20 protein-coding genes and 1 pseudogene are annotated in these 20,118 nt (G+C 61.1%); 5 read left to right on the top strand and 16 right to left on the bottom strand.

Annotated features, from left to right (window positions below; all coding sequences use genetic code 11):
* Positions 1-481 precede the first annotated feature (481 nt).
* Entirely contained in the window at positions 482-1,786 is a 1,305-nt protein-coding gene (locus FHT82_RS03680; protein WP_246698041.1) for an NAD(P)/FAD-dependent oxidoreductase, read from the top strand.
* Between the two features lie 16 nt (positions 1,787-1,802).
* Here FHT82_RS03680 and FHT82_RS03675 read toward each other — a convergent pair whose 3' ends face one another.
* The 4 genes from FHT82_RS03675 to FHT82_RS03660 form a co-directional block, all read right to left on the bottom strand.
* On the bottom strand, positions 1,803-2,879 hold the full coding sequence (locus tag FHT82_RS03675; protein ID WP_183726398.1) for a questin oxidase family protein: 1,077 nt from the start codon (positions 2,877-2,879) through the stop codon (positions 1,803-1,805).
* A 127-nt stretch (positions 2,880-3,006) separates the two neighbouring features.
* Positions 3,007-3,840: a DeoR/GlpR family DNA-binding transcription regulator gene (locus tag FHT82_RS03670; RefSeq protein WP_183726396.1), complete on the bottom strand. Its 834-nt coding sequence runs from the start codon at positions 3,838-3,840 to the stop codon at positions 3,007-3,009.
* Positions 3,841-4,020: 180 nt separating this feature from the next.
* Entirely contained in the window at positions 4,021-5,526 is a 1,506-nt protein-coding gene (locus FHT82_RS03665) for an FGGY-family carbohydrate kinase (RefSeq protein WP_183726394.1), read from the bottom strand.
* Between the two features lie 13 nt (positions 5,527-5,539).
* Positions 5,540-6,340: a BtpA/SgcQ family protein gene (locus FHT82_RS03660; RefSeq protein WP_183726392.1), complete on the bottom strand. Its 801-nt coding sequence runs from the start codon at positions 6,338-6,340 to the stop codon at positions 5,540-5,542.
* Between the two features lie 242 nt (positions 6,341-6,582).
* On the opposite strand from FHT82_RS03660, the gene FHT82_RS03655 reads away from it, so the two are divergent.
* Positions 6,583-7,368 carry an SDR family NAD(P)-dependent oxidoreductase gene (locus FHT82_RS03655; RefSeq protein ID WP_183726390.1) on the top strand — a complete coding sequence of 262 codons (786 nt, stop codon included), beginning with the start codon at positions 6,583-6,585 and terminating at the stop codon, positions 7,366-7,368.
* Positions 7,369-7,647: 279 nt separating this feature from the next.
* Here the strand turns inward: FHT82_RS03655 and FHT82_RS03650 are convergent, their stop codons facing one another.
* The 11 genes from FHT82_RS03650 to FHT82_RS03605 all read right to left on the bottom strand — a co-directional run bounded on the left by FHT82_RS03650 (position 7,648) and on the right by FHT82_RS03605 (position 17,751).
* On the bottom strand, positions 7,648-8,874 hold the full coding sequence (locus tag FHT82_RS03650) for an amidohydrolase family protein (protein WP_183726389.1): 1,227 nt from the start codon (positions 8,872-8,874) through the stop codon (positions 7,648-7,650).
* Between the two features lie 11 nt (positions 8,875-8,885).
* The gene (locus tag FHT82_RS03645; protein WP_183726386.1) at positions 8,886-10,460 is read right to left on the bottom strand and encodes a gamma-glutamyltransferase; all 1,575 of its coding nucleotides are present in this window, start codon (positions 10,458-10,460) and stop codon (positions 8,886-8,888) included.
* Complete coding sequence (locus FHT82_RS03640; RefSeq protein WP_183726384.1) at positions 10,460-11,656, bottom strand: amidohydrolase family protein; 1,197 nt, start codon at positions 11,654-11,656, stop codon at positions 10,460-10,462. The genes FHT82_RS03645 and FHT82_RS03640 overlap by 1 nt, the downstream gene beginning before the upstream one ends.
* Positions 11,657-11,947: 291 nt before the next feature.
* A complete protein-coding gene (locus tag FHT82_RS03635; RefSeq protein ID WP_183726382.1) occupies positions 11,948-12,646 on the bottom strand; it encodes a GntR family transcriptional regulator in 699 nt (232 codons plus the stop codon).
* 222 nt (positions 12,647-12,868) lie between these two features.
* Positions 12,869-13,330, bottom strand: a complete 462-nt coding sequence (locus FHT82_RS03630; protein WP_183726380.1) for a DUF411 domain-containing protein — start codon at positions 13,328-13,330, stop codon at positions 12,869-12,871.
* A 56-nt stretch (positions 13,331-13,386) separates the two neighbouring features.
* Positions 13,387-13,671, bottom strand: a complete 285-nt coding sequence (locus FHT82_RS03625) for a copper-binding protein (RefSeq protein WP_183726378.1) — start codon at positions 13,669-13,671, stop codon at positions 13,387-13,389.
* A gap of 24 nt (positions 13,672-13,695) precedes the next feature.
* Positions 13,696-14,175, bottom strand: coding sequence for a plastocyanin/azurin family copper-binding protein (locus tag FHT82_RS03620; protein WP_183726376.1), 480 nt, complete (start codon positions 14,173-14,175; stop codon positions 13,696-13,698).
* A gap of 34 nt (positions 14,176-14,209) precedes the next feature.
* The gene (locus FHT82_RS03615) at positions 14,210-15,556 is read right to left on the bottom strand and encodes a copper oxidase (protein ID WP_183726374.1); all 1,347 of its coding nucleotides are present in this window, start codon (positions 15,554-15,556) and stop codon (positions 14,210-14,212) included.
* Between the two features lie 14 nt (positions 15,557-15,570).
* The gene (locus FHT82_RS03610) at positions 15,571-17,034 is read right to left on the bottom strand and encodes a TolC family protein (RefSeq protein WP_183726372.1); all 1,464 of its coding nucleotides are present in this window, start codon (positions 17,032-17,034) and stop codon (positions 15,571-15,573) included.
* Entirely contained in the window at positions 17,031-17,258 is a 228-nt protein-coding gene (locus FHT82_RS30270) for a hypothetical protein (protein ID WP_246698040.1), read from the bottom strand. Before FHT82_RS30270 ends, FHT82_RS03610 begins: the two co-directional genes overlap by 4 nt.
* 91 nt (positions 17,259-17,349) lie before the next feature.
* Complete coding sequence (locus FHT82_RS03605) at positions 17,350-17,751, bottom strand: hypothetical protein (RefSeq protein ID WP_183726370.1); 402 nt, start codon at positions 17,749-17,751, stop codon at positions 17,350-17,352.
* Between the two features lie 171 nt (positions 17,752-17,922).
* Between FHT82_RS03605 and FHT82_RS03600 the strand changes: the two genes are divergently transcribed.
* Positions 17,923-18,366 carry a YqaA family protein gene (locus FHT82_RS03600; protein WP_246698039.1) on the top strand — a complete coding sequence of 148 codons (444 nt, stop codon included), beginning with the start codon at positions 17,923-17,925 and terminating at the stop codon, positions 18,364-18,366.
* Between the two features lie 18 nt (positions 18,367-18,384).
* Here the strand turns inward: FHT82_RS03600 and FHT82_RS03595 are convergent.
* Positions 18,385-18,855, bottom strand: a pseudogene (locus FHT82_RS03595) (cytochrome b/b6 domain-containing protein); the annotation flags it as partial.
* 258 nt (positions 18,856-19,113) lie between these two features.
* Here FHT82_RS03595 and FHT82_RS03590 point away from each other — a divergent pair.
* Positions 19,114-19,446, top strand: coding sequence for a four-helix bundle copper-binding protein (locus tag FHT82_RS03590; RefSeq protein ID WP_183726366.1), 333 nt, complete (start codon positions 19,114-19,116; stop codon positions 19,444-19,446).
* Between the two features lie 92 nt (positions 19,447-19,538).
* Positions 19,539-20,087, top strand: a complete 549-nt coding sequence (locus FHT82_RS03585) for a cytochrome c (RefSeq protein ID WP_281411201.1) — start codon at positions 19,539-19,541, stop codon at positions 20,085-20,087.
* The last annotated feature ends 31 nt before the right edge of the window (positions 20,088-20,118 follow it).

Raw genomic sequence — 20,118 nt, 5'->3', positions numbered from 1 at the left:
CACATATATAACAAAATAGAATTCGATGCCGACTACTGTGGTTAAAGCAGTCGCACCCTGCCTAAATGATGAACTTTGATCTGCTTGTTTTTTCACCTGACGGCCGGTCTCTCATTATATAGCTGTTTTATCGCATGGATTTCGGCCCGCGCGGTGAGACGAGTGATGCGGAGGTCCACCGGGCTCCGGCAGGCTGTTTGCCGAAATGCCGATCCGAAAACGAACACGGTATGATAGAAAAAATCGAAAAGAAACATGATCAAACACTTTACAACGTGATCATGTTCGCTACGCTTCCGGAAAATTCTGGGGGTCAGTCTCGATGCAGGAACCATTGTCGGCGCAGGATATGTCCAGCCCGGATGTTGCGAAGGCAGCACGATCGCGGTTGCTCCGGCTCGAAAGACAGGTTCGACGCGATCTTGGGATGGTCGAAGCGGCGCCACGAGCCTGGGTTCCGAGGCACGATGAGGCTGATGTCTTGCACGACGTCGTTATCGTCGGTGCAGGCCTGTCGGGTCTTACGATCGCCTTCGGCCTGAAGCGACAAGGAGTGGAACGTGTCAGCCTGATCGATGCAGCGCCTGCGGGGCAGGAGGGGCCGTGGGTGACGACGGCGCGCATGCGGACCTTGCGATCCCCGAAGACGTTGAGCGGTCCGGATCTTGGCGTGCCGAGCCTGACCTATCGGGCATGGCACGAAGCGCTTCACGGTCGCAAGAGCTTCGACAGGCTCGACAGGATCGATCGCATTGCCTGGATGAACTATCTGAGTTGGTTTCGAAGTGTGCTGGGGTTGAACATCGAAAACGACAGCCGGCTGCTTTCAATCGAGGAGGAGCGGGATCATCTCCGGCTCCGCGTTCTGCAGGGCGGTCGGGAACGCACAATGTCCTGTCGCAAGGTGGTGCTGGCGACGGGCCTGGAGGGGGCCGGTGGGCTTCATGTACCAGCCCTGATCCGCGACGGATTGCCGAGGGAACGTTGGACGCATAGCGGCGAACCCATCTTAGCACAGAGCCTTACCGGCAAGCGGATCGGGGTGATTGGTGCGGCTGCCTCCAGCTTCGACTGGGCGGTGACCGCACTGGAGGCGGGTGCCGACAGTGTAACAGTCCTCGCGCGTGCGCCGTCCCTGCCCAAGACCGAACTGCTGGACTGGTCGAATTTTCCGGGCTTTCTCAATCACTTCTCCGATCTCGATGATGAGAGCCGTTATCGATTCACCCGTCGCATGTTCGCCTTCAGGACACCGCCGACGGTGGAAATGTACGAGCGCGCCATGGCATTCCCTCAATGCCGCCTGGTGTCTGGGGCAGCGATAGAAGCGGTTGGGATCGCGAGCGGCGAGATTGCCGTCAAGACGAGCGTCGGCGACTTTACCTTCGATCACCTTCTGCTTGGAACAGGTTACCGGATTGACCTTGCGCATCGTCCGGAACTAGCCGGGTTTTCCGGCTTGATCGCGACCTGGGCCGACCGCTTCGTGCCGCCAACGGGCGAGGTCGACCTCGACCTTCTCGCCTATCCCTATCTGGGTCCGGCGTTCGAACTGGTCGAAAAGGTTCCCGGAACGGCATCCATGCTTGCCAATATTCATATCTTCAACAATGCCGCGGTACCAAGTCTTGGTCCGGTTTGTAACGGCATCACCGGGTTGAAGGCGGGTGTGCCAAAACTTGTCGCCGGCATTTGCCGGGGACTGTTCATGGGCAATATCGATTATTTTTTTCAATCACTGGACGGCTACGACAAGGTGCATTTCCAGCCCAATATCGGTCCATGAGTGCGACGCGCTGAGATCATCCGGCGATGAGCCCGACGCGTCGCGCAGCAACGACTTTATACAGTCGATCGCCAGTATAGCGATATTCCTCGAAGGCGGAAAACACGAGTGAATGGTCATGTTCGTCGTCGGATGCGACGGCCGCCGCCGCTATCTCGGCATCGGAGGGCAGCGATAGATGGCGCCATTCCTCCAGTTCTTCGGAGGTCGGCGGAAGCGGCATGCCGATCTTGGTGTAGAGCGCCATCACGACTTCCCAGAAATGCACCGCGAGGCTCTGAGGTTTCCCGATATGCGGGGAAACGAGACGCAGCCAGTGGCAACCGGTCACCGCATGCAAGGCTTCGAAGCTCATCGTCCCCGCATAAAGAGCAAGGGATGCCGGGCGGATGCGGTCAAGGAAATCCGGCCCGGCGACCAGCCGTCCGAGACGATCGCGAAATGCAGGGAGCTTGCCCATCGCCTCGATCCATTTCCACAGGAGGTGGGCCGGTGCGTCAAGATTGCGTAAGGCGGGGTCTGCCCGCATGTCCATCAGACATGCAAGCGGATCCGTGGCATCCGGCATGCGTTCGGCCGGAATGCCCTCGTAGGCGAGATAGGTTGCAGCCCAGTAGCCGAGCGCCGCGGCGACCTCGGCATCATCATGGCGCAGAAATGCGTAGGCGAGCCGCATCAGCCCGTGCGTGGCCGAGGCCGCGACACCGGGAGCGAGCACCGGCATGACCGCCAGAGCCGTGGCCGAACCGCCTTCCTTTGAGACCCTTGCAGTGAAATAGCGCCGCAGGTCGCCCTCTCGCTCGCGCCGGCCGAGAGCGCTGCGCCATGTTGCGTCGTCCAACGCAGATATGAGGGGGGGCTGCATCGGAACGGCGTGGGAGCGCGTATAGTGATCTGCATAAGCCTCGAGCCGCGTGGCCGAAGCGCCGAGTCGGGCCATGGCCTCGAGAACCATCGGCAGATGATTGGCCAGATCGTCAGGGAATTCGCCGCTCCGTCCGCCGACATCAGCAATTAACTCCCTTAATCGAGCGCTCGTTGCCTCGTCCCGATAGAGCTGGCTTGCCTGTACTGCCGTGGTTGTCTGAGACATGATCGTTATCCTGATTTCAAAACCCCAACGCGCTTAGGCTAAGCTATGCGACGAGGTTCGAACAATATCAAACAAGATAAAACAAAAGGCAACGTCCATTCCGGGTGACTGCAGCGGCCTGCCTCGATCAGTCGGCTACCGTGATAGCGACGCCTGCGGCCTTCAGGGCTGATGCCAGTTCGCCTGTTGGCGCCTCGTCGCAGACAAGTGTGTCGAATTCGCCAAGTTTGGCGACATGAACGAGGGACATCCGGTTGAATTTTGTCGAGTCGCACAGAACCACGCGCTGCGAGGCGTGGCTTAGATAGACACGCTTCATGTCAGTTTCCTCGAAGGAATAGTCGAAGATGCCCTGTGCCGTCAGGCCGGAAACACCGATGAAGGCGATGTCGAACCACAGAGACTCGAATTGCTCCACGGCTGCCGGGCCGCTCGTCGACATTTCCTCGCCGCGAATCCGGCCGCCGGCCAGGTAGGTCTCCACGCCCTTGGCCCCGAGATAGGAGGCCGTGCGGATGCTATTGGTAAAAATCTTAACCTGCTGGCGGCCGGCAAGGGCCTCGGCTGCGAAATAGGGGGTCGTACCAACATCGATCGCAATACTGCGCGCGGCCTGGGACAGGCTGGCGGCGGTGGCGGCGATCCTTCGCTTTTGCGCGGCGTTGCGCGCAAGTCGCGCCTCGAATGCCGGTTCTTCGCGATCGACATTCTCTGCGAGCGCAAGGGCGGGCGCCCGATCCGGCTTGACCGCACCGCCATGCGTTCTGATGAGGCGGCCGTCCTTCTCAAGTTCGACGAGATCGCGCCGCACGGTCATTTCAGAGACCGAAAGTTGCTGCGCCAGATCGCTGACCGTTACCGATCCGACCCGTCCGATCTCCTCGATGATCGCGGCCTGCCGGACCTGGGCAAGGAATTTGGGTCGTTCGCCGGATCTGGCGGCGGATTGCTCGCTCGTCATCTTACTTTCGTCTCGTGTTCGTCTTTCAGAATTTCGTCCGTCAGAAGGCCGCATACGGACGCCGTTTACATCAATATCTGTTCGAATTAAACATGATCGTCACCCTAATCATAGGCCCGCTCAGATGGAGCCATGTGGAGTGCACAGTTTTCAGCCATTACAATCCCTAAGAGTTCGTATCTACCGTGGTCTCCAGACGGGTGCGATGCGATCGTAGAGTTCCCGGTAGCGGCGATAGCCTTCTTCGTACAGGATTGCATTGGCGCTACGTGGCTCCAGGACATCCGAAAACTGCACGAAGCGCGTGACACCCCGCCAGTCGGATTCGAGGCCAACGCCGGTCGCAGCGCTCCAGGCCGCGCCGATGCAGGAGCCTGGATGTCCCGAAAGGCGCTGCACCGGGGCGCCGAGCACGTCGGCAACGATCTGCATCCATATCGTGCTTTGTGCGCCGCCGTCCGACACCAGAAAGCGCTTCGGGCGATGTCCCATATCGATCAGTACCTCGACGTGATGGCGAATGGCATAGGCATAGGCTTCAAGCAGGGCGCGCCAGAGATGACCGATATCGTGCGACAGCGTCAGCCCTTCAATCACACCGCGGGCTGCCGGATCGTGGATGGGCGTCTTTTCACCGAGCATATAGGGCAGGATCGTCAGTCCATCGGAGCCGGCAGGCTTTTGTTCGGCCAGATGGTCGAGGTGCCGGTGCAGGCTGCATCCTTTGGCGTCGGCAGCATGCTGTTCGCCAGATGCAAAGTTTTTCACGAACCAATTCAGCGCAGAGCCGCCCGTCGACATGCAGCCGTTCGGCATGTAAAGGCCCGGCACCAGATGATAGTCGAGAAAAAGCCTGGGATCCGGGGCCACAACGTCGGTGGCCGTCAGGATATCGACCGCGCCACCGAATTTTAAGAGAACGTCGCCGGCATCGATGACGCCTGCACCCAGTGCGGACGCGATCATGTCGGCCGCACCGCCAACGACGGGGGTTCCGATCCTCAGGCCCGTTTCCGAGGCGCCTCGTTCATCGACGAGCCCCATGATCTCTGAAGACGCGCGCTTTATCGGCACGACGCGAGGATCGATGTGCGCAAAACGGACGAGCTCTTCATCGATGGCATCCGTTGCGATATTCACGAAGCCTGCTTCCAGCGCCCAGTTCTGTTCGACGGAGCGGGCGGCCGTCAGTCGATAGTTGATGTAGTCGTAGGAACCGAAGACCGTTTCAATCTGCTCGAAGACCCTCGGTTCGTGCCGTTCTATCCATCTCAGCTTTGCTGTGACGAGCTGCTGATTGATGCCGTTGCCGGCCCTCTCCAGGAATGCGCGTTCGGCCCATTCCGCCCTCAGTTCGGCGACTTCAGCGCCGCAGCGCCCGTCGCTTTGCTGAATGCTTGGCCTCAGAACCTTGCCGCGCGCATCGAGCAAAACGACGGCAGGAAGCATGCCTGTCACGCCAACCGCGCTGATCTCTCCGGCATCAAGACCGGAGGTGGCGAGCAGTTCCCCGATGATGGAGCATACGTTCTCCCACCATTCCGAAGGGTTTTCCTCTGCCCAGCCGATATGCGGGGAGGACAAGGTCACCGGCCGGCTTGCCGTTGCGAGGATCCGATCCGGCAGGCCGACCAGGATGCCTATCGTGGAGGTCGTTCCGATATCGAGGCCGAGGACGGCTGCCATGATGCTTTTCGCCTCAGCGTAAAGTTTCGACGACATCCATGAAGCGTCTGACGCGCGCCGCGTCAACAGCGTTCCACGTATTGCCGTCCACCTTGAAATGGGTGCCGATGATGCAGCCCTGCGCCATGGAGAAAACGTCGCGGATATTGTCGATGTTAACGCCGGTATTGGCAAAGACCGGGACATCGGTGACGGCCTCGCAGACGTTGCGAAGATCCGACTGGCTCGCGGGCTGCCCGGTAATCGGGCCGGATACAAGAATGGCGTCGGCGACGGAGGAGAAGACGGCGCTCCTGGCGCGCAACGCTATCGGGCGCTGATCCAGCGAATGGGCAAATTCCGCGTTGATGTTGAACAGCATCTTCATGTCGCCGCGGCCGAGATTCGCCCGCAGGCGGGCCGCCGCTGCGCAGTCCGGTTGCCACAGCCCCATGTCAGAGGCAAAAAGGCCCGTGAAGATTTCGCGCACGAAACTGGCGCCGGTGACAGCGCCGATGGCGACGCTGGAGACAGGATCCCAGAGATAGTTCACGCCAAACGGAACTTTCAGTTGGGGCTTGATTGCCTGCACAATGGCGGTCATCGCCGCAACGCTCTCGGCTGATCCCTTGAAGACGTAGGGTCGATCGTTCTCGTTGCCGAACATGATGGCATCGACGCCGCCGGCCTGCAGCTTCTCGACGTCCGATGCCACGTCATCGATCAGCTTTTGCATGCCTCCCTGAGCGTCGTAAAGCGGCGATCCGGGCAGGGCGCCGATATGGGCCATGGCGATGACCACCTTCTTGCGCGTCCCGAAGCATTCAAAAACCATTGTGCAAGTCCTTCCACGACGTTCTGTTATGCACGCTCGGCTCGACCGAGCAGCGATGATTGAGCTCACGTTTTCCTGTGAACTGCCTTGAGCCATTGCCGAGCACGTCGGATTCCCGATGGGGCATCCTGCGCAAGTCAGCTTGACCATACGCATCGAAACGAACTCAATCAAACAAAAAAAACATTTGATGAGTTCGATTTTGTTGGATACGTTCTCTTAAAATCGTTCAAGGAGCCGCTATGAAACCGCCTGTCTTTCCCGAGCTTCAGGGGCGCCGCGCGTTCGTCACGGGAGGAGCAACCGGCATCGGGCTTGCGATCGCCAAGGCGCTTGCCGCCCAGGATGTTGTGGTCGCGATCGCCGACATCAACCTCGACGCGGCAGCCCAAGCAGTTCAGTCGATCGGGAAGGGTGCGGTCGCCGTCGAGGTCGACGTGCGCAAGCGGGATTCCGTCGAGGCCGCCTTCAATCGGGCGGTACGCGCGATAGGCGGGTGCGATATCGTCATAGCCAATGCCGGCGTTTCCACCATGCAGAAGGCCCTGGAGTTGACTGACGAGGAATGGGACTTCAATTTCGATGTCAACACGCGCGGAATTTTTCTGACGAACCAGATCGCTGGCCGTCATCTGGTCGGGCAGGGCCACGGCTGCATCGTCAATACCGCGTCACTTGCGGCAAAAGTCGGAGCGCCGCTTCTGGCCCACTATTCTGCCAGCAAGTTTGCCGTTCTTGGTTGGACCCAGGCCCTCGCACGCGAGCTTGCGCCTGCGGGTATCAGAGTGAACGCCGTCTGCCCAGGCTTCGTAAAAACCGGCATGCAAAGCCGGGAGATCGAATGGGAGGCGCGCCTTCGCGGCATCTCACCGCAACAGGTGTTCGACGAATATGTCGGCCAAACACCCCTCGGGCGCATTGAGACAGCCGAGGATGTTGCCGATGTTGTGGTCTTCCTTTGCTCCGACAGCGCGCGCTTCATGACCGGCCAGGGCGTCAATGTGACTGGTGGCGTCTACATGACGTAACCAAGGTGCTGGCACATGTTTTGCGCTCAACGCCTGATGCAACCGGATCAGGGCGATAGACAGTCACAAGGAGGGCATTACATGTACGCGTTTTGGATAGGATACTGCTTTTATCTTCGGAAAAGGCTGAAGGCATAGAGTAGCCTGCTGGTGGAGAGCTGACCGGCTCGCCCTGCGCTCCTGGGGCGCGTTACACCTCCTTTTAATGGGTGCGCCCCGTCGAAGGTGGGCCGTCGTATGATGAGAGCGGCAGGTGTATAGCGAGTGAGCCACTGGTGTTCACTTTGGTCTGTGAATTCTGGGCTCGCCGTTATCGAAGCTCCGGTGGCCGTTCTTCCAGCCGGTAACGACGCGAGCGATCTCGCGTACCGCGACACGCGGGCCAGGACTGTCGAGCAGCACGATCGTCGCCTCGGCGCCTATTTCTAACCGTCTGACGCTGCCGAGCTGGCGTGCCGCCGCATCTGTCACCATGCTGAAGACCAGTGCCATGTCCTCGTCTCGCGAGAGCTGGGCGACGTTTGCATAGAGATTGGCCATGCGGATCAACGAGGCATCACCGTAGGGAGTGAAGGGATTAAGCACGTTGTTGGTCGCAATCGAGGTCACGACACCGCGGCCTGCCAGCAGGTGAGCGGGTGCGACGCCGCGCGGCACCAGCCGGTCATGACTGCGCCCGTTCAGGAACAGATCGGTGGATGGCAGGACGGAAAGCGCAATGTCGGCTTCAGCCAGCCGATCAGCAATGGAGACGATCTCTGCCTGCGACATGGCCGAGAGATTGGTGACGTGGCCGATCGCCACGCGACCCCGCCAACGGTGACGAAGCGTGGCGTCGATCACCGCCGGCAGATCGGTTCGATCGGGATCAAGGCTGAAATCGAGATGGAAATCGACCGGCATGTCATGCTTGAGCGCCAACGCGAAGATCATCTCGATATGCCTGATAGGATCGGGGTCCGTATAGGGACAGCCGCCGACCAGATCCGCACCATTGGAAAGGGCGGCGTCAAGCATATCCAATGTCTCCGGCTCATTTGTCAGCCCCTCCTGGGCGAAGGCGCAGATCTCGATATCGACCGCGAAGGCATAGTCTTCACGGATGCGCTTGATTGCCTCGAAGGAACGGAAGCCGGCGCGAGGATCGATCTCGACAAAGGTGCGCATCCGCGTAGTGCCATGTGAAATCGCCTTCTCGACGACGCGGGCCGCTCGGGCATAAACGTCGTCTTCCTCAAAACTCGCCTTGGCTTTGGCCGTCTCCCGCACGGCCTCGGCAAGTGTACCTTCGCAAATCGTGCAGCGGTCGAGAATGCAGGTCTTGTCCAGATGGATGTGCGTATCGACAAAGCCGCAGAAGGCGAACGCTCCCTCGCCATCGACGCTTTCGATCGCCTCGCACCGCATGCCGAATCCTATATCTGCAATCCGCCCGTCTCGCACGGCGATGTCGACGAGGAGGCCGTTCTCCTCAATACGAACATTGCGGATAACGAGATCAAACAATGGGCCGGACGTCACAGTAGGATCGCGCCTCCGTCGCTGCGTGGGTCATGAGCGCCGTCGATCGCTCCGTCTTGCCCGATGCGGATAATGCCGGCCTGCCCGCCGAGGGGGCTGAAACTGTCGATCGTTGAGATCTCGTGGCCCATGGCGGCAAGTGCGGCGACCGTTTCCAGACCGGCATTTTCCTCGATCTTCAGGGTGTCCCGGCTGTCGGAAAAAGTGCGGCCGAGCAGGAAGCGCGGGCGGGAAAGTGCTGCGACTGGATCGAGGCCATGGTCGACCAACAGGCTGAGGAGTAGCGACAAGGTCTGCGGCTGTCCGTCGGCCCCTTGTGTGCCATAGATAAGATGCGGCCGCCCGTTCTTGAGCGCCAGGCCTGGATTGAGCGTATAGAAAGGGCGCTTGCCGGGACGGATGACATTGGGGCTGGCGGGGTCGGTGCTGAAGGCGGCGCCCCTGTTCTGCCAGAGGATGCCTGTATCGCCGACCACGACGCCGCTTCCCCAATCGAAATAGAGGCTTTGCAGCAACGATGCGCAGCGTCCCTTCTCATCGACGGCGGCAAGCAAGGCTGTGTCGCCGTGCCGATAGGGCCGCGGCCAGGGCAACGCGCGGCCGGAATCGATTGCCGCGGCTTTTGCCTTAAGACGCACTGGATCGAGCAGCGCTGGCGAAACATCGGCCGCGTAATGGGGATCGGCGATGGTATGCCGGTCGAGAAAAGCCTGTTTCACAGCCTCGACGAGGCTGTGGTAGAAACCCGCGCTATCGGGAGGGAAATCCCTCATCGGCAAATGGTTGAGCACGCCCATAATGCCGAGCGTGGTTACGCCCTGAGTCGGGGGAGGCGGCGCGAGCAGGGTTGTGTCGCGATAGGTCTGCCGGAGCGGAGGCGCGATATCGGTTCGTGTTGCGGCAAGATCGGTGGCCAAAAGCGGCGAACCGGCCTCTGCCAGCCCAGTGGCGATCTGCCGGGCGAGTGCACCTTCGTAGAATTCGCGAGCGCCGTGGCGGGCAATGGCATCAAGCGTTCTGCCGAGTGCCGGCTGCCGCTGAATGCCTGATGAGGTGAAAAGGTCTCTGAAGCCCGACCAGCCCTCCAACTCGCTACCGCGGAATTCGTACCAGAAGGACTGCGACCGGCTGACCTCGAAGCCGTTTTCCGCAAGGGCGATCGCATTGTCAAGCAGACTCGACAAACTCTCCGATCCCGCCCATTCCGCGGTGGAATGGGCAAGCACTTTCTCCCAGCTATCCACGAGGCAGGCCGTCGTCAGCGTGGACGCGGCTCCGCGTAAGGGGATGTCTCCATCCGGAATGGTACCGCCCGCCTGACCGATGCCGAGAAAGGTCTGGGCCTTGCCCGTCTCGTCGGCGACCAGCCAGACGGCATCGCCGCCGAGACCGCAGAAATGCGGGTAGGTGACCGCAAGCGCCGCACCTGCGGCAACCAGCGCCTCGATGGCATTGCCGCCGCGCCGCAACACCTTCGCACCAGCTTCGCTGGCGAGCCAATGCGGCGTCACGATCATGGCGCCGCGGGACGACATGTCAGATCGAGTGGTCTGAGTGACGGGAGAGGACATCAGCGTATCACAGAGCCATTTTCGGCGACAAGGCGGCCTTCCTTGAAGACGCGGCGCGGCTTCGGAACTGCGACGACAGCCTCCGGTACATGTTCGGCCGCGAGTGTGACGAAATCGGCCTTTGCGCCGACGGCAATCCCGTAGCCTTCCAGCCGCAGCGCCTTGGCGCCGCCTGATGTGACCACGTCGAAAGCGGCGCTGAGTTCCGCGTCACTGAAGAAACCGGAACGGTAGGCGATAATCTCTGCCCGGCGCAGCATGTCGCCATCCCCGAAGGGCCACCAGGAATCGCGGATATTGTCGCTGCCGCTGAAGACATTGACGCCGGCAGCGCGCAACAGGGCCACAGGAGGAAAATTGTGGTTGCCGGGCGCGTTGGTCATGATCGAGACGCCGCTTTTGGCGATCAGGACGGCAATCTTCTTTGCGGCTTCCGGCGCGAGATCACCAAGGCCATAGGCATGGCTGACGGCGACATGCCCCTGCATGCCAAGCGCAGTCGTACGAGCACAGATTTCCTCGATCGTCATGGCGCCGAGCGTACCCGCATCATGAAGATGGATATCGACATCGACGCCGCGCCTTTCGGCAATGCCGAAGACCACGTCGAGATGGCCCTTGATATCGCGGTCGAAGGAGAGCGGATCAAGCCCGCCGACGAGATCGGCACCCATCGCGATCGCCTCGTCCATCAGCTCCGGCGTACCGGGGCTCTTGAGGATGCCGCTCTGCGGGAAGGCGACGAGCTGGATGTCGATGATATCAGTGTAGTCCTCGCGAACCCTAAGGATGGTCTCGAGCGACTTCAGGCCGACCGATCCGTCGACCATCACGTGGCTGCGCATCTGGAGGGCACCGTTGGAAACGCAGAGATCGAGCTGGTTGCGAGCGCGCTCGTCCATGGGCGCTGCGACCGCCATATTCTCCGCCTGAAAGGCGACGCGCTCATGCACGTCGAAGCCATTGGTGCACGGTTTGTGCGGGATCCACTTGTCTCCGTAGAAGCTGGTGTCGAGATGGATATGGCCCTCGACGAAGCTCGGCACGAGAAGGGCTCCGTTGATATCGACCACGTTTGCCGCGCTGGCGTCTGAGCCTGTCGGTCTTATCGCCGTGATCCGGCCGTCCTGAACCACGATATCGTTCAGAGTACCGTCGGCGAGCTTTGCGTTGGCGAAAACTGTTTCCGTGCCCACTTGTGGTTCCTTTCCCCTCTATTATCGGCCGGCCACCGCCAGCATTGCATGCGACATGAGCAAAATCTAGTCTACAATATCATCGATATCAGGTATGCAATATTGGTGCCTAACTGTATCGCGCGTAGCGTCAGGCAGAGCGTTACGCCCCAATCGGCCGGATTCACTTGGAGAAAACTGCAGTTAATGGTCAAGGCAACGTCGATCGGTCACTGGCCGTCGCGCGGCCATGACGGCGCTCTGTCTACATATTTTGCAGAATCTTGTATACGTGATCGAAAAACTGGCAGTTCAGCCGGTGGCGCGGCTCGAAAAGCGCGACAGGATGGAACCGATGTCCGGCTCTTTTGCAAGATCATCCTCGATCAGTGCGCGGCTTTCGACAGATGACAGATGCTCGTCCATCAAGTGCTCTGCGCTGGCCAGATCGCCCTTTTTTAATGCGTTGATGAGACCGGAATGCTCACTGATTGCACATTCGCTGGAATGCGGCCGGCTATACATGGCAAGGATGAGCGAACAGCGTGAAACAAGTTCGGAGAGATAACGCTCAAGCAGCGTATTGCCGGACAATTCGGCAAGCTTCAGGTGGAACTCGCCCGCCAGCCGAGTTGACAGCCGCACATCGCCCTTGGCATGCGCGGCTTCCTCTTCCTGCACATGTTCCCGCAACAGCTTTTCGATCGCGGGGCTCCAGCGCTTGATGACGGCCTTCATCACCTCCCGTTCGAGTGCGCGGCGAATGGCAAAGGCATCGCGTGCTTCCTCAAGACTTGGCTGGGCGACGGTGGCCGTGCGCTTATGGTAAGTGTCGACCAGCCCCTGCGCCTGCAGCTTGGCAAGTACCGTGCGCACGAGCGTTCGACTCATGGAGAAATGCCGGCCGATCTCGTCCTCGGGAAGTTTTGTCCCGGCTTTGAGAGCTTGCTCGATAATGGCCTGTCGCAGTGTGCGGTGGGCAATTTCCACACGATCGGGATTGGATGGCATCTGATTTCACTGTGTCCTTGTTATTGTATACGTTATCGCGACATCACGCATACAACAAGGCGATACTTGTCCTGCCATACGCTCTACTTCGCCGAAAGCGCCGGCGCCCGCTAGACAGAGACGAGATGGTTCGAACGGGTCACGGTGAACTCCTGCCATCCGCGGCTCTGCAACGCTCCGGTTTCCTGATCGGCAACAGGCATGGTTCGATCGATCGCGCCGTCATCCCTTCCGGGGGCGGACCTCCATGAATACGTATGGCGCCCCGCCGGCCGAGGGGATCGCATAGACGTCGTAGGACGCCTGAGGATCCTCGCCCATTCCCAGCGAGCCGGCCGGCATGCCGGGAACGGCCAGCCCTCGCAGCGAAGGCCGCTCCTGTAGCAGCCGTTCGACGGCCGTAAGCGGAACGTGGCCCTCCAGATAATAGTCCTCGACGACGGCGGTATGGCATCCCTCCATGTCGGCGGCCACGCCCAGCCGCGCCTTGACCGCGGCAAGATCGTCCGTGTCGCGGATGTCGACGGAATAGCCCGCGGCGGCCATCGCCTTCGCCCATGCGTGGCAGCAGCCGCAGTTCGGATCCTTGTAGACGGTCATCTCCGTCGGGACGGTCGCACCAGCCCGTCCGGCGAGCAATACCAGGGCGGAACCGGCCATTGCGATGAAGCTTCTCCTGCGCATTGTCTTCACTCCTCGATTGCCGCCGCCCGGCATGATCGGCCGGGCGGCCGCGGTTGCTATTTTACCTCGGTCACGGTCAGCTTGCCATTCACGCGTTCTGCGACGAACTCGACGCTCGACCCTTCCTTCAGCTTCGCGAGGAGACCCGGATCTTCGACACGGAACACCATCGTCATGGCGGGCATGTCGAGGTTCTTCAGCTCCTCGTGCTTGATGGTGACCTTGTTCGCCTTGGCGTCGACCTTGCTGACGACGCCCTTGGTGAACTCCTGCGCGAAGGCTCCGAATGCCGCGCTGGTCGAAAGGACGACTGCGATGGCGAGTCTGATGACAGTCTTCATGATTTCATGCTCCTTTTCGATGGACTACTTTGTGGCGACGCTGACATCACCGTGCATGCCGGCTTCGTAGTGACCGGGGATCAGGCAGGCGAACTTGAAAGCGCCGTCGGTGGTGAATTTCCAGACGATCTCGCCGGACTGGCCGGCCGGAAGGCGGATGGAGTTGGCGTCGGCATGTTCCATTTCGGGGAACTTCTCCATGACCTTCTTGTGCTCCAGGATTTTGTCTTCCTGATCGAGCACGAATTCGTGGTCGACAGTTCCGGCATTCTTGATCGCGATCTTGACGGTCTGCCCCTTGCGGACGTTGAGGACCGCCGGCGTGAACAACATCTTGCCGTCATCGGTTTCCTTCATGGTGACGCGCACCGTCTGTGTCACCTTGGCCTTATCGCCGGGTTCCCCGACAGCCATCTTTTCGTCGTGACCGCCGGCATGGTTGCCGGAGGCAAGGGCGGGCGTTGCGAGCGCTGCGAGAGCCAGTGCCAATATATAATTCTTCATGCATAGATCCTTTTTTGATGTGAGATATCGAGCCTCAGCCGTTCGTCGGCTTCGGCGTGATTTGCGTCTTCGCGTCTTTGGCCTTGGTCGCGTCCGGCAACTCACCGGTCCATTCCCAGGCCTGCGTCCCGGGTGGGTTCTCATACCAGCCCGGATCGGAGTAATCGTCCGCCGAGATGCCCTCGCGGACCTTCACGACCGAGAACATGCCGCCCATCTCGATCGGGCCGTGCGGCCCCCAGCCGGTCATCATCGGGACGGTGTTCTCGGGAATGGGCATTTCCATTTCGCCCATGTCGGCCATGCCCTTGGTGCCCATGGGCATATATTCCGGCTGGAGTTTGCGGATCTTCTCTGCGAGCTTCGACTTATCCGCACCGATGAAGGTCGGAATGTCGTGCCCCATCGCGTTCATCGTGTGGTGCGACTTGTGGCAGTGGATCGCCCAGTCGCCGAGATATTTGGCGTCGAACTCATAGGCGCGCATCGCCCCGACCGGGATGTCGATGCTCACCTCCGGCCACCGTGCTTCCGGCCGCACCCAGCCACCATCCGTGCACGTCACCTCGAAATCATAGCCATGCATGTGGATCGGATGGTTGGTCATCGTCAGGTTGCCGACCCGCACCCGCACCCTGTCGTTCTTGGAAACGACGAGTGGGCTGATGTCCGGAAACACGCGGCTGTTCCAGCACCACATGTTGAAGTCGGTCATTTCCATGATCCGTGGCACGTAAGAGCCCGGATCGATGTCGTAGGCGTTGAGCAGGAAGACGAAGTCACGGTCGACGCGCATGAACGTCGGATCCTTCGGGTGGACGACGAAGAAGCCCATCATGCCCATGGCCATCTGCACCATCTCGTCGGAATGCGGGTGGTACATGAAGGTGCCCGACTTCACGAGGTCGAACTCGTAGACATAGGTCTTGCCCACGGGGATGTGCGGTTGAGTCAACCCGCCGACACCGTCCATACCGGATGGCAGGATCATGCCGTGCCAGTGGATCGTGGTGTGCTCCGGGAGCTTGTTGGTGACGAAGATGCGCACCCGGTCGCCCTCGACCGCCTCGATCGTCGGACCCGGAGACTGACCGTTGTAGCCCCAGAGATAGGCGGTCATGCCGTCGGCCATTTCGCGCTCGACCGGCTCGGCGACGAGGTGGAATTCCTTGACGCCGTTGTTCATCCGGTGCGGAAGCGTCCAGCCGTTGAGGGTGACGACCGGCTGGTAGTCCGGGCCGGAGGTCGGGTGGAGCGGCGGCTGCATGTCCGCCGATTCCATTGTCGCGGCGTCGGGCAGAGCCATCGCCGAGGTCTTCGTCCAGGCGCCGGCCGCCAGCAGCGCCGCACTTGCACCGAACAATTGTCGTCTGTTGAACATGGTGAGTTCCTTTCTCAATGACCGCCGCCGCTGCTGCCGGAGGCCGCCGCGATTTCGGTCTCTGCCGACGCGGTCGTCGCGCCACCGCCGTAGATCGCGGGAGCAAGATTGGCTTCGGCCAGCCAGAAGTCGCGCTTCGCGTTGACGGCGAGCAGGATGGAGTTGATCTTGTCGCGCGTGTCGGTCAGCAGCTCGAAGGTGTTGGTGATCATGCCGTTGTAGGTCAGCAGGGATTCCTCTTCGACCTTGGTTCGCAGCGGCACGACATTGTTGCGGTAGTGTCGCGCGATGTCGTAGTTCGAGCGATAGGCCTCGTAGGCGGACCTCGCCTCCGAGCGGACGTTGACGGCCTTCTCGGCAAGCTGGTTCGCGGCGCGCATGTACGCCACCTCGGCCTTGCGCATTCGGGCCTTTCCGGTGTCGAAGATCGGGATGACAAACTCCAGTTCGACCTGGGCGGTTGTCCTCGTCTTCTTCTCGTCGTCCTCGATTTCCCGTTCCGTTTCAAAGCCGGTCAGGATTTCGAGATCGGTGACATAGCGTGTCGCTTCGGTAAGTCCGTAGGATTTGGCGGTGGCTTCGAGTTCGAGTTTCGCGACCTGAAGGTCGATCCGGTTCCTCAGAGCCTCGGCCTCGATGGTGTCCCGTTTGACCACGGATTTCGGTAGCGGCGGCAGGCCGTTCGAAATCTGGTAATCAAGATCGGAGCCCCAGAGGCCCATGAGCCGTGTCAGCTCTTCCTTGGCGAGACGTGCCGCCAGGCGGGCTTTCGCGGTTTCTCCGGCCAGTTCAGCGACGAACACATGTTCGCGCGCCTGGGCGCCCTTGGTCATCGCGCCGGTCTCACCCAGCTTCTCCGCCAGTTCGGAAGCGGCATCCGCCGTCGCCTGGGCGCGCTGGAGCTGCCCGACGTTCTCCCAGGCCGCCACCGCGCCGATCCAGGCACGCCGCGTGTCGGCGGCAACCTGCAGCGTTCTCACCGCCGCAGTCAACTGCGCCTGGCGGAAGCGAGTGTCGGCGATCGCTATATCCCGGTTCCTCGTCGCGAGCGCCAGGATGTTCGTCGCGATCATCCCCTCGATGGTCTTGAACGCCTCCAGTTCCGGGGTGCCCATGCCCGTCGTGCCGATGGAGACGGTCGGGTTGATGAGCATCGTCGACTGCCAGGCATCCGCCGCGCTGTCGCCGAGATCGGCGTAGGCGGCCTGCAGGCCCTTGTTGTTCAGGAGGGCGATCTGGACCGCCGTCTCGACGTCGAGGGACTTCTTTCGAGCGAGCAGGCTTTTGACCTGCGCCGACGCCGACCTGGCCTGGCTCTGGTTCTGGATCCAGACGGTCTGCTTCGCCGTGGCAATGGCGGTCTTGCTGGAAACGGCGGTGAAGCCCGCCTCCTTGCCGGAGTACTCGGTGCCTGTGACGCAGCCGCTCAATACCAGCGGGAATGCCAGCGCCGTCGTCAGTTTCTTAAGGCCGATCATGAGTCGTCTCCATTGGCTGGAGACTGGAGATCGTTCTGTCTACGCCACGGTCTGGGATCGACGGGTTGCCTGGTGACGTAGCCTGACATTGGCGATCGGTACGCGATCGGGGGCGGGGAGGGCTGTTCGACCGCGGGGGAAGACCCCACCACGTCGGGAGGAAGCGTGGATGCGCAGCCGCCGACAACAAGCGGCAGCCCCACCACGAAAAGCGAGGGTTTCATTATGAAATTTCCGAATAAGAGATAGCCTACGGGCACTCGCCTGGACGCAGGCGGCGACCGATTGGACCCGACCGAACGGGTGCGTCTCTATTCAGATATTCGGGGGACGGTGGAGGGACGGCAGTTCGCCGAGGGCTGCACGATCGTCGATAAACTGTCGGATGGACGTAACGACGGGTCCGCCGACGTCGGGGCCTTCACAAATGATGCCCAGTCCGCCGCAGAAATCCTTGCAGCATTCCTGTTTGACGAGCTTGGTGCCGCCGTCGTCGGTCGAAGCGTCGTGCTGATGGTCGTGATCCGACGCCTCGACCGTGTGATGGTCGCCGGCCTCGGGTGTTGCAACTGAGACGGCGTTCTCGAATTCCGGAAAGGCCGAGCCGTGCATGGCGGCGCTGGCGCTGGATATGTTGTATCCGACCAGCGATGCCAAGATCGCCAGCCGCACGACGAGCAACAATCTGCTCAGTGCGATTCGGTACATTCTGCCCATGCGACCTGCGTACAGTTTCAACGGCCTGCTTTCAATGGAAGAAACAGGTGCCGACGATTCGCGTCGTTTCTGTGGCCATGACGCAACGAACCGGTTGACGGCGCCACGCGGCAAATGCCTTTGTCGACATGGCCGCCCATGTTCCGGACTGGACCGGCGGCAGGAGATAAAATGCTCACAGCAGTTTCGACCATGACGGGCCTGTTTCTGGTAGCCTTCACGGCCGCGACGATATTTCCGATGCAGTCGGAAGCAGCACTTGCGGGCCTTGTCCTGGCGGGCCAGCATCCGCCGGTCCTGCTTGTCGCGGTCGCATCGACCGGGAACACGCTCGGCGCCGTCGTCAACTGGGTCCTCGGCCGGGGCGTCGAACGGTTCCGGTCACGGCGATGGTTCCCCGTCGGCGACGCGGCGCTCGATCGGGCGTCGCGATGGTACCGCAGATACGGCAGGTGGTCACTCCTCCTCTCATGGATGCCGCTCTTCGGCGACGCGCTCACGGTTGCTGCCGGCGTGCTGCGCGAACCGCTGCTGCCGTTCCTTCTTCTCGTGTTCGTCGCCAAGACCGGGCGCTATGTCGCCCTCGTGCTGGCCGTTCTCGGAGTTGTCGGTTGACGGCGGTCTCCTCGCGATGACCATCCGGTCGATGGTGTCGTCGCGCAGAACCAGAGTGTGCCAAGCCGCGGCCGCGACGTGAAGCGCGACCATCGCCAGGATGATTCTGGAGCCGATGACATGATAAGGTGCGATCCCGAACCAGATGTAGCTCGCCACGAACCCCATTGCCGCCTGCCCGATGATGGCGGCATAGAAGGCATGATGAAGCGCTCGGGAAAGCGCCTTCGCGGCCGAGGCCGGTCGCCCGTCCGGCAGGGGTGGCCACAGGAGCCGGACCGCCAGCCGCACGCCCATCAGTAAGCCTATGCCGATCCCCAGGTAATTGTGGAGGTGGTGCTGGACGAGATCCCAGCGGTCGGGCGTCATTCCCATGTGGACCGCATGATGGGTCCGCTCGATACTGCCGCCGGTCAGATACTGCGTCGGGACGAGGAGGGCGATCAGCCAGTGAAGCCAGATCTGGATGGGGAAATATCCTGGTCTCATGATGCGGCCGTTGTTGCGATGGTTCGCAAGGGCTAGCAGCCCGAGGTTAAGACATCGCTGACCTGCCGTGTGGACTTTGAAATAACCCGCGGTCGCTGGCGCAATTGGAACATTCCCTGGGCGACGCTGTTAGACGGCGTAATGAACGCGGCGACGATGCCGTTTCGACGAGTTTTCCACTGTTTGAGGATCGCGCCGCCATGGCCTGCCCCCTGTTGTTCAATGCGGCGGACAGGAAGCCGGATAGGAGATAATGCCATGCATCATATGTCGAGCGAAATGAAGGCCTGCATCGACAATTGCCTGACCTGCTACAGCGAGTGCCTTTCGATGGCCATGAGCCACTGCCTGGAACTGGGCGGGGAGCACACCAAGCCTGCGCATTTCAAGCTGATGATGGCCTGTGCGGAGATTTGCCGGACCTCGGCGCATTTCATGCTGATCGGCTCGGAGCATCACAAGCATGTCTGCCGCGAATGCGCCGAAATCTGCGCCCAATGCGCTGACGATTGCAAGCGGATCGGCGACATGCAGAGCTGCGTCGAGGCCTGCCGCCGCTGCGCCGAGAGCTGCAGTCGCATGGCCGCCTAGAAGAGACGCAGCGCCCTCTTTCCGCCCGCTTCGCAGCCGAGATGATGGACCGCCGATCTCCTTTCGGCGGAACTCACACGTGCGAGGCTTTCTTGATCATATCTAAGCTGTTGCCTGTCACGGGGCTCCTGGTCATCATTTCCGCATGCGCCTCCTTTGGGCTTGCGGCGGACGGCGTGGTCGCGCTTCGGCAGACCGATATGAAAGCCATGGCCGCGGCCGCCAAGACGATGGCCGAGATGTTCCGGGAACCCGCGAGCTATTCGTCGGGGGAATTCCGAAACGCCGCCGGAAGCATTGCCGCGAGGTCTGGCGATGCGCTGGCCGATCATTTCGTCAGCGGATTGGATGACCCGAAGTCAAAGACAAAGCCGGAGATCGGGGCGGAGCGCGAGCGCTTCGAGCGCCTGGCGGACGATCTCAGGGATTATGCGCGCGCACTCGAGACCGCTGCCGCCGACAATCCCGGACCGATGACCGACCGCATGCGGATGAAGCCCGGCGAGGCGATGGGCGGCGGTCCGCTCGGGACACATGTCCGGAACGAGGCGGCGCTGTCCTCCATCCCCGCCGAGCATGTCTTCCACCTGATGCTGCAGACCTGCACGACCTGCCATGCCAGGTTCAGGATGGGCCAATGAGACGCCGGACCATGGTGCCCGGCTGCCGTGC

The sequence above is a fragment of the Rhizobium sp. BK275 genome, assembly GCF_014193555.1.
Taxonomy (GTDB): Bacteria; Pseudomonadota; Alphaproteobacteria; order Rhizobiales; family Rhizobiaceae; genus Rhizobium.
This window is presented reverse-complemented; position numbering and strand designations above follow the sequence as displayed.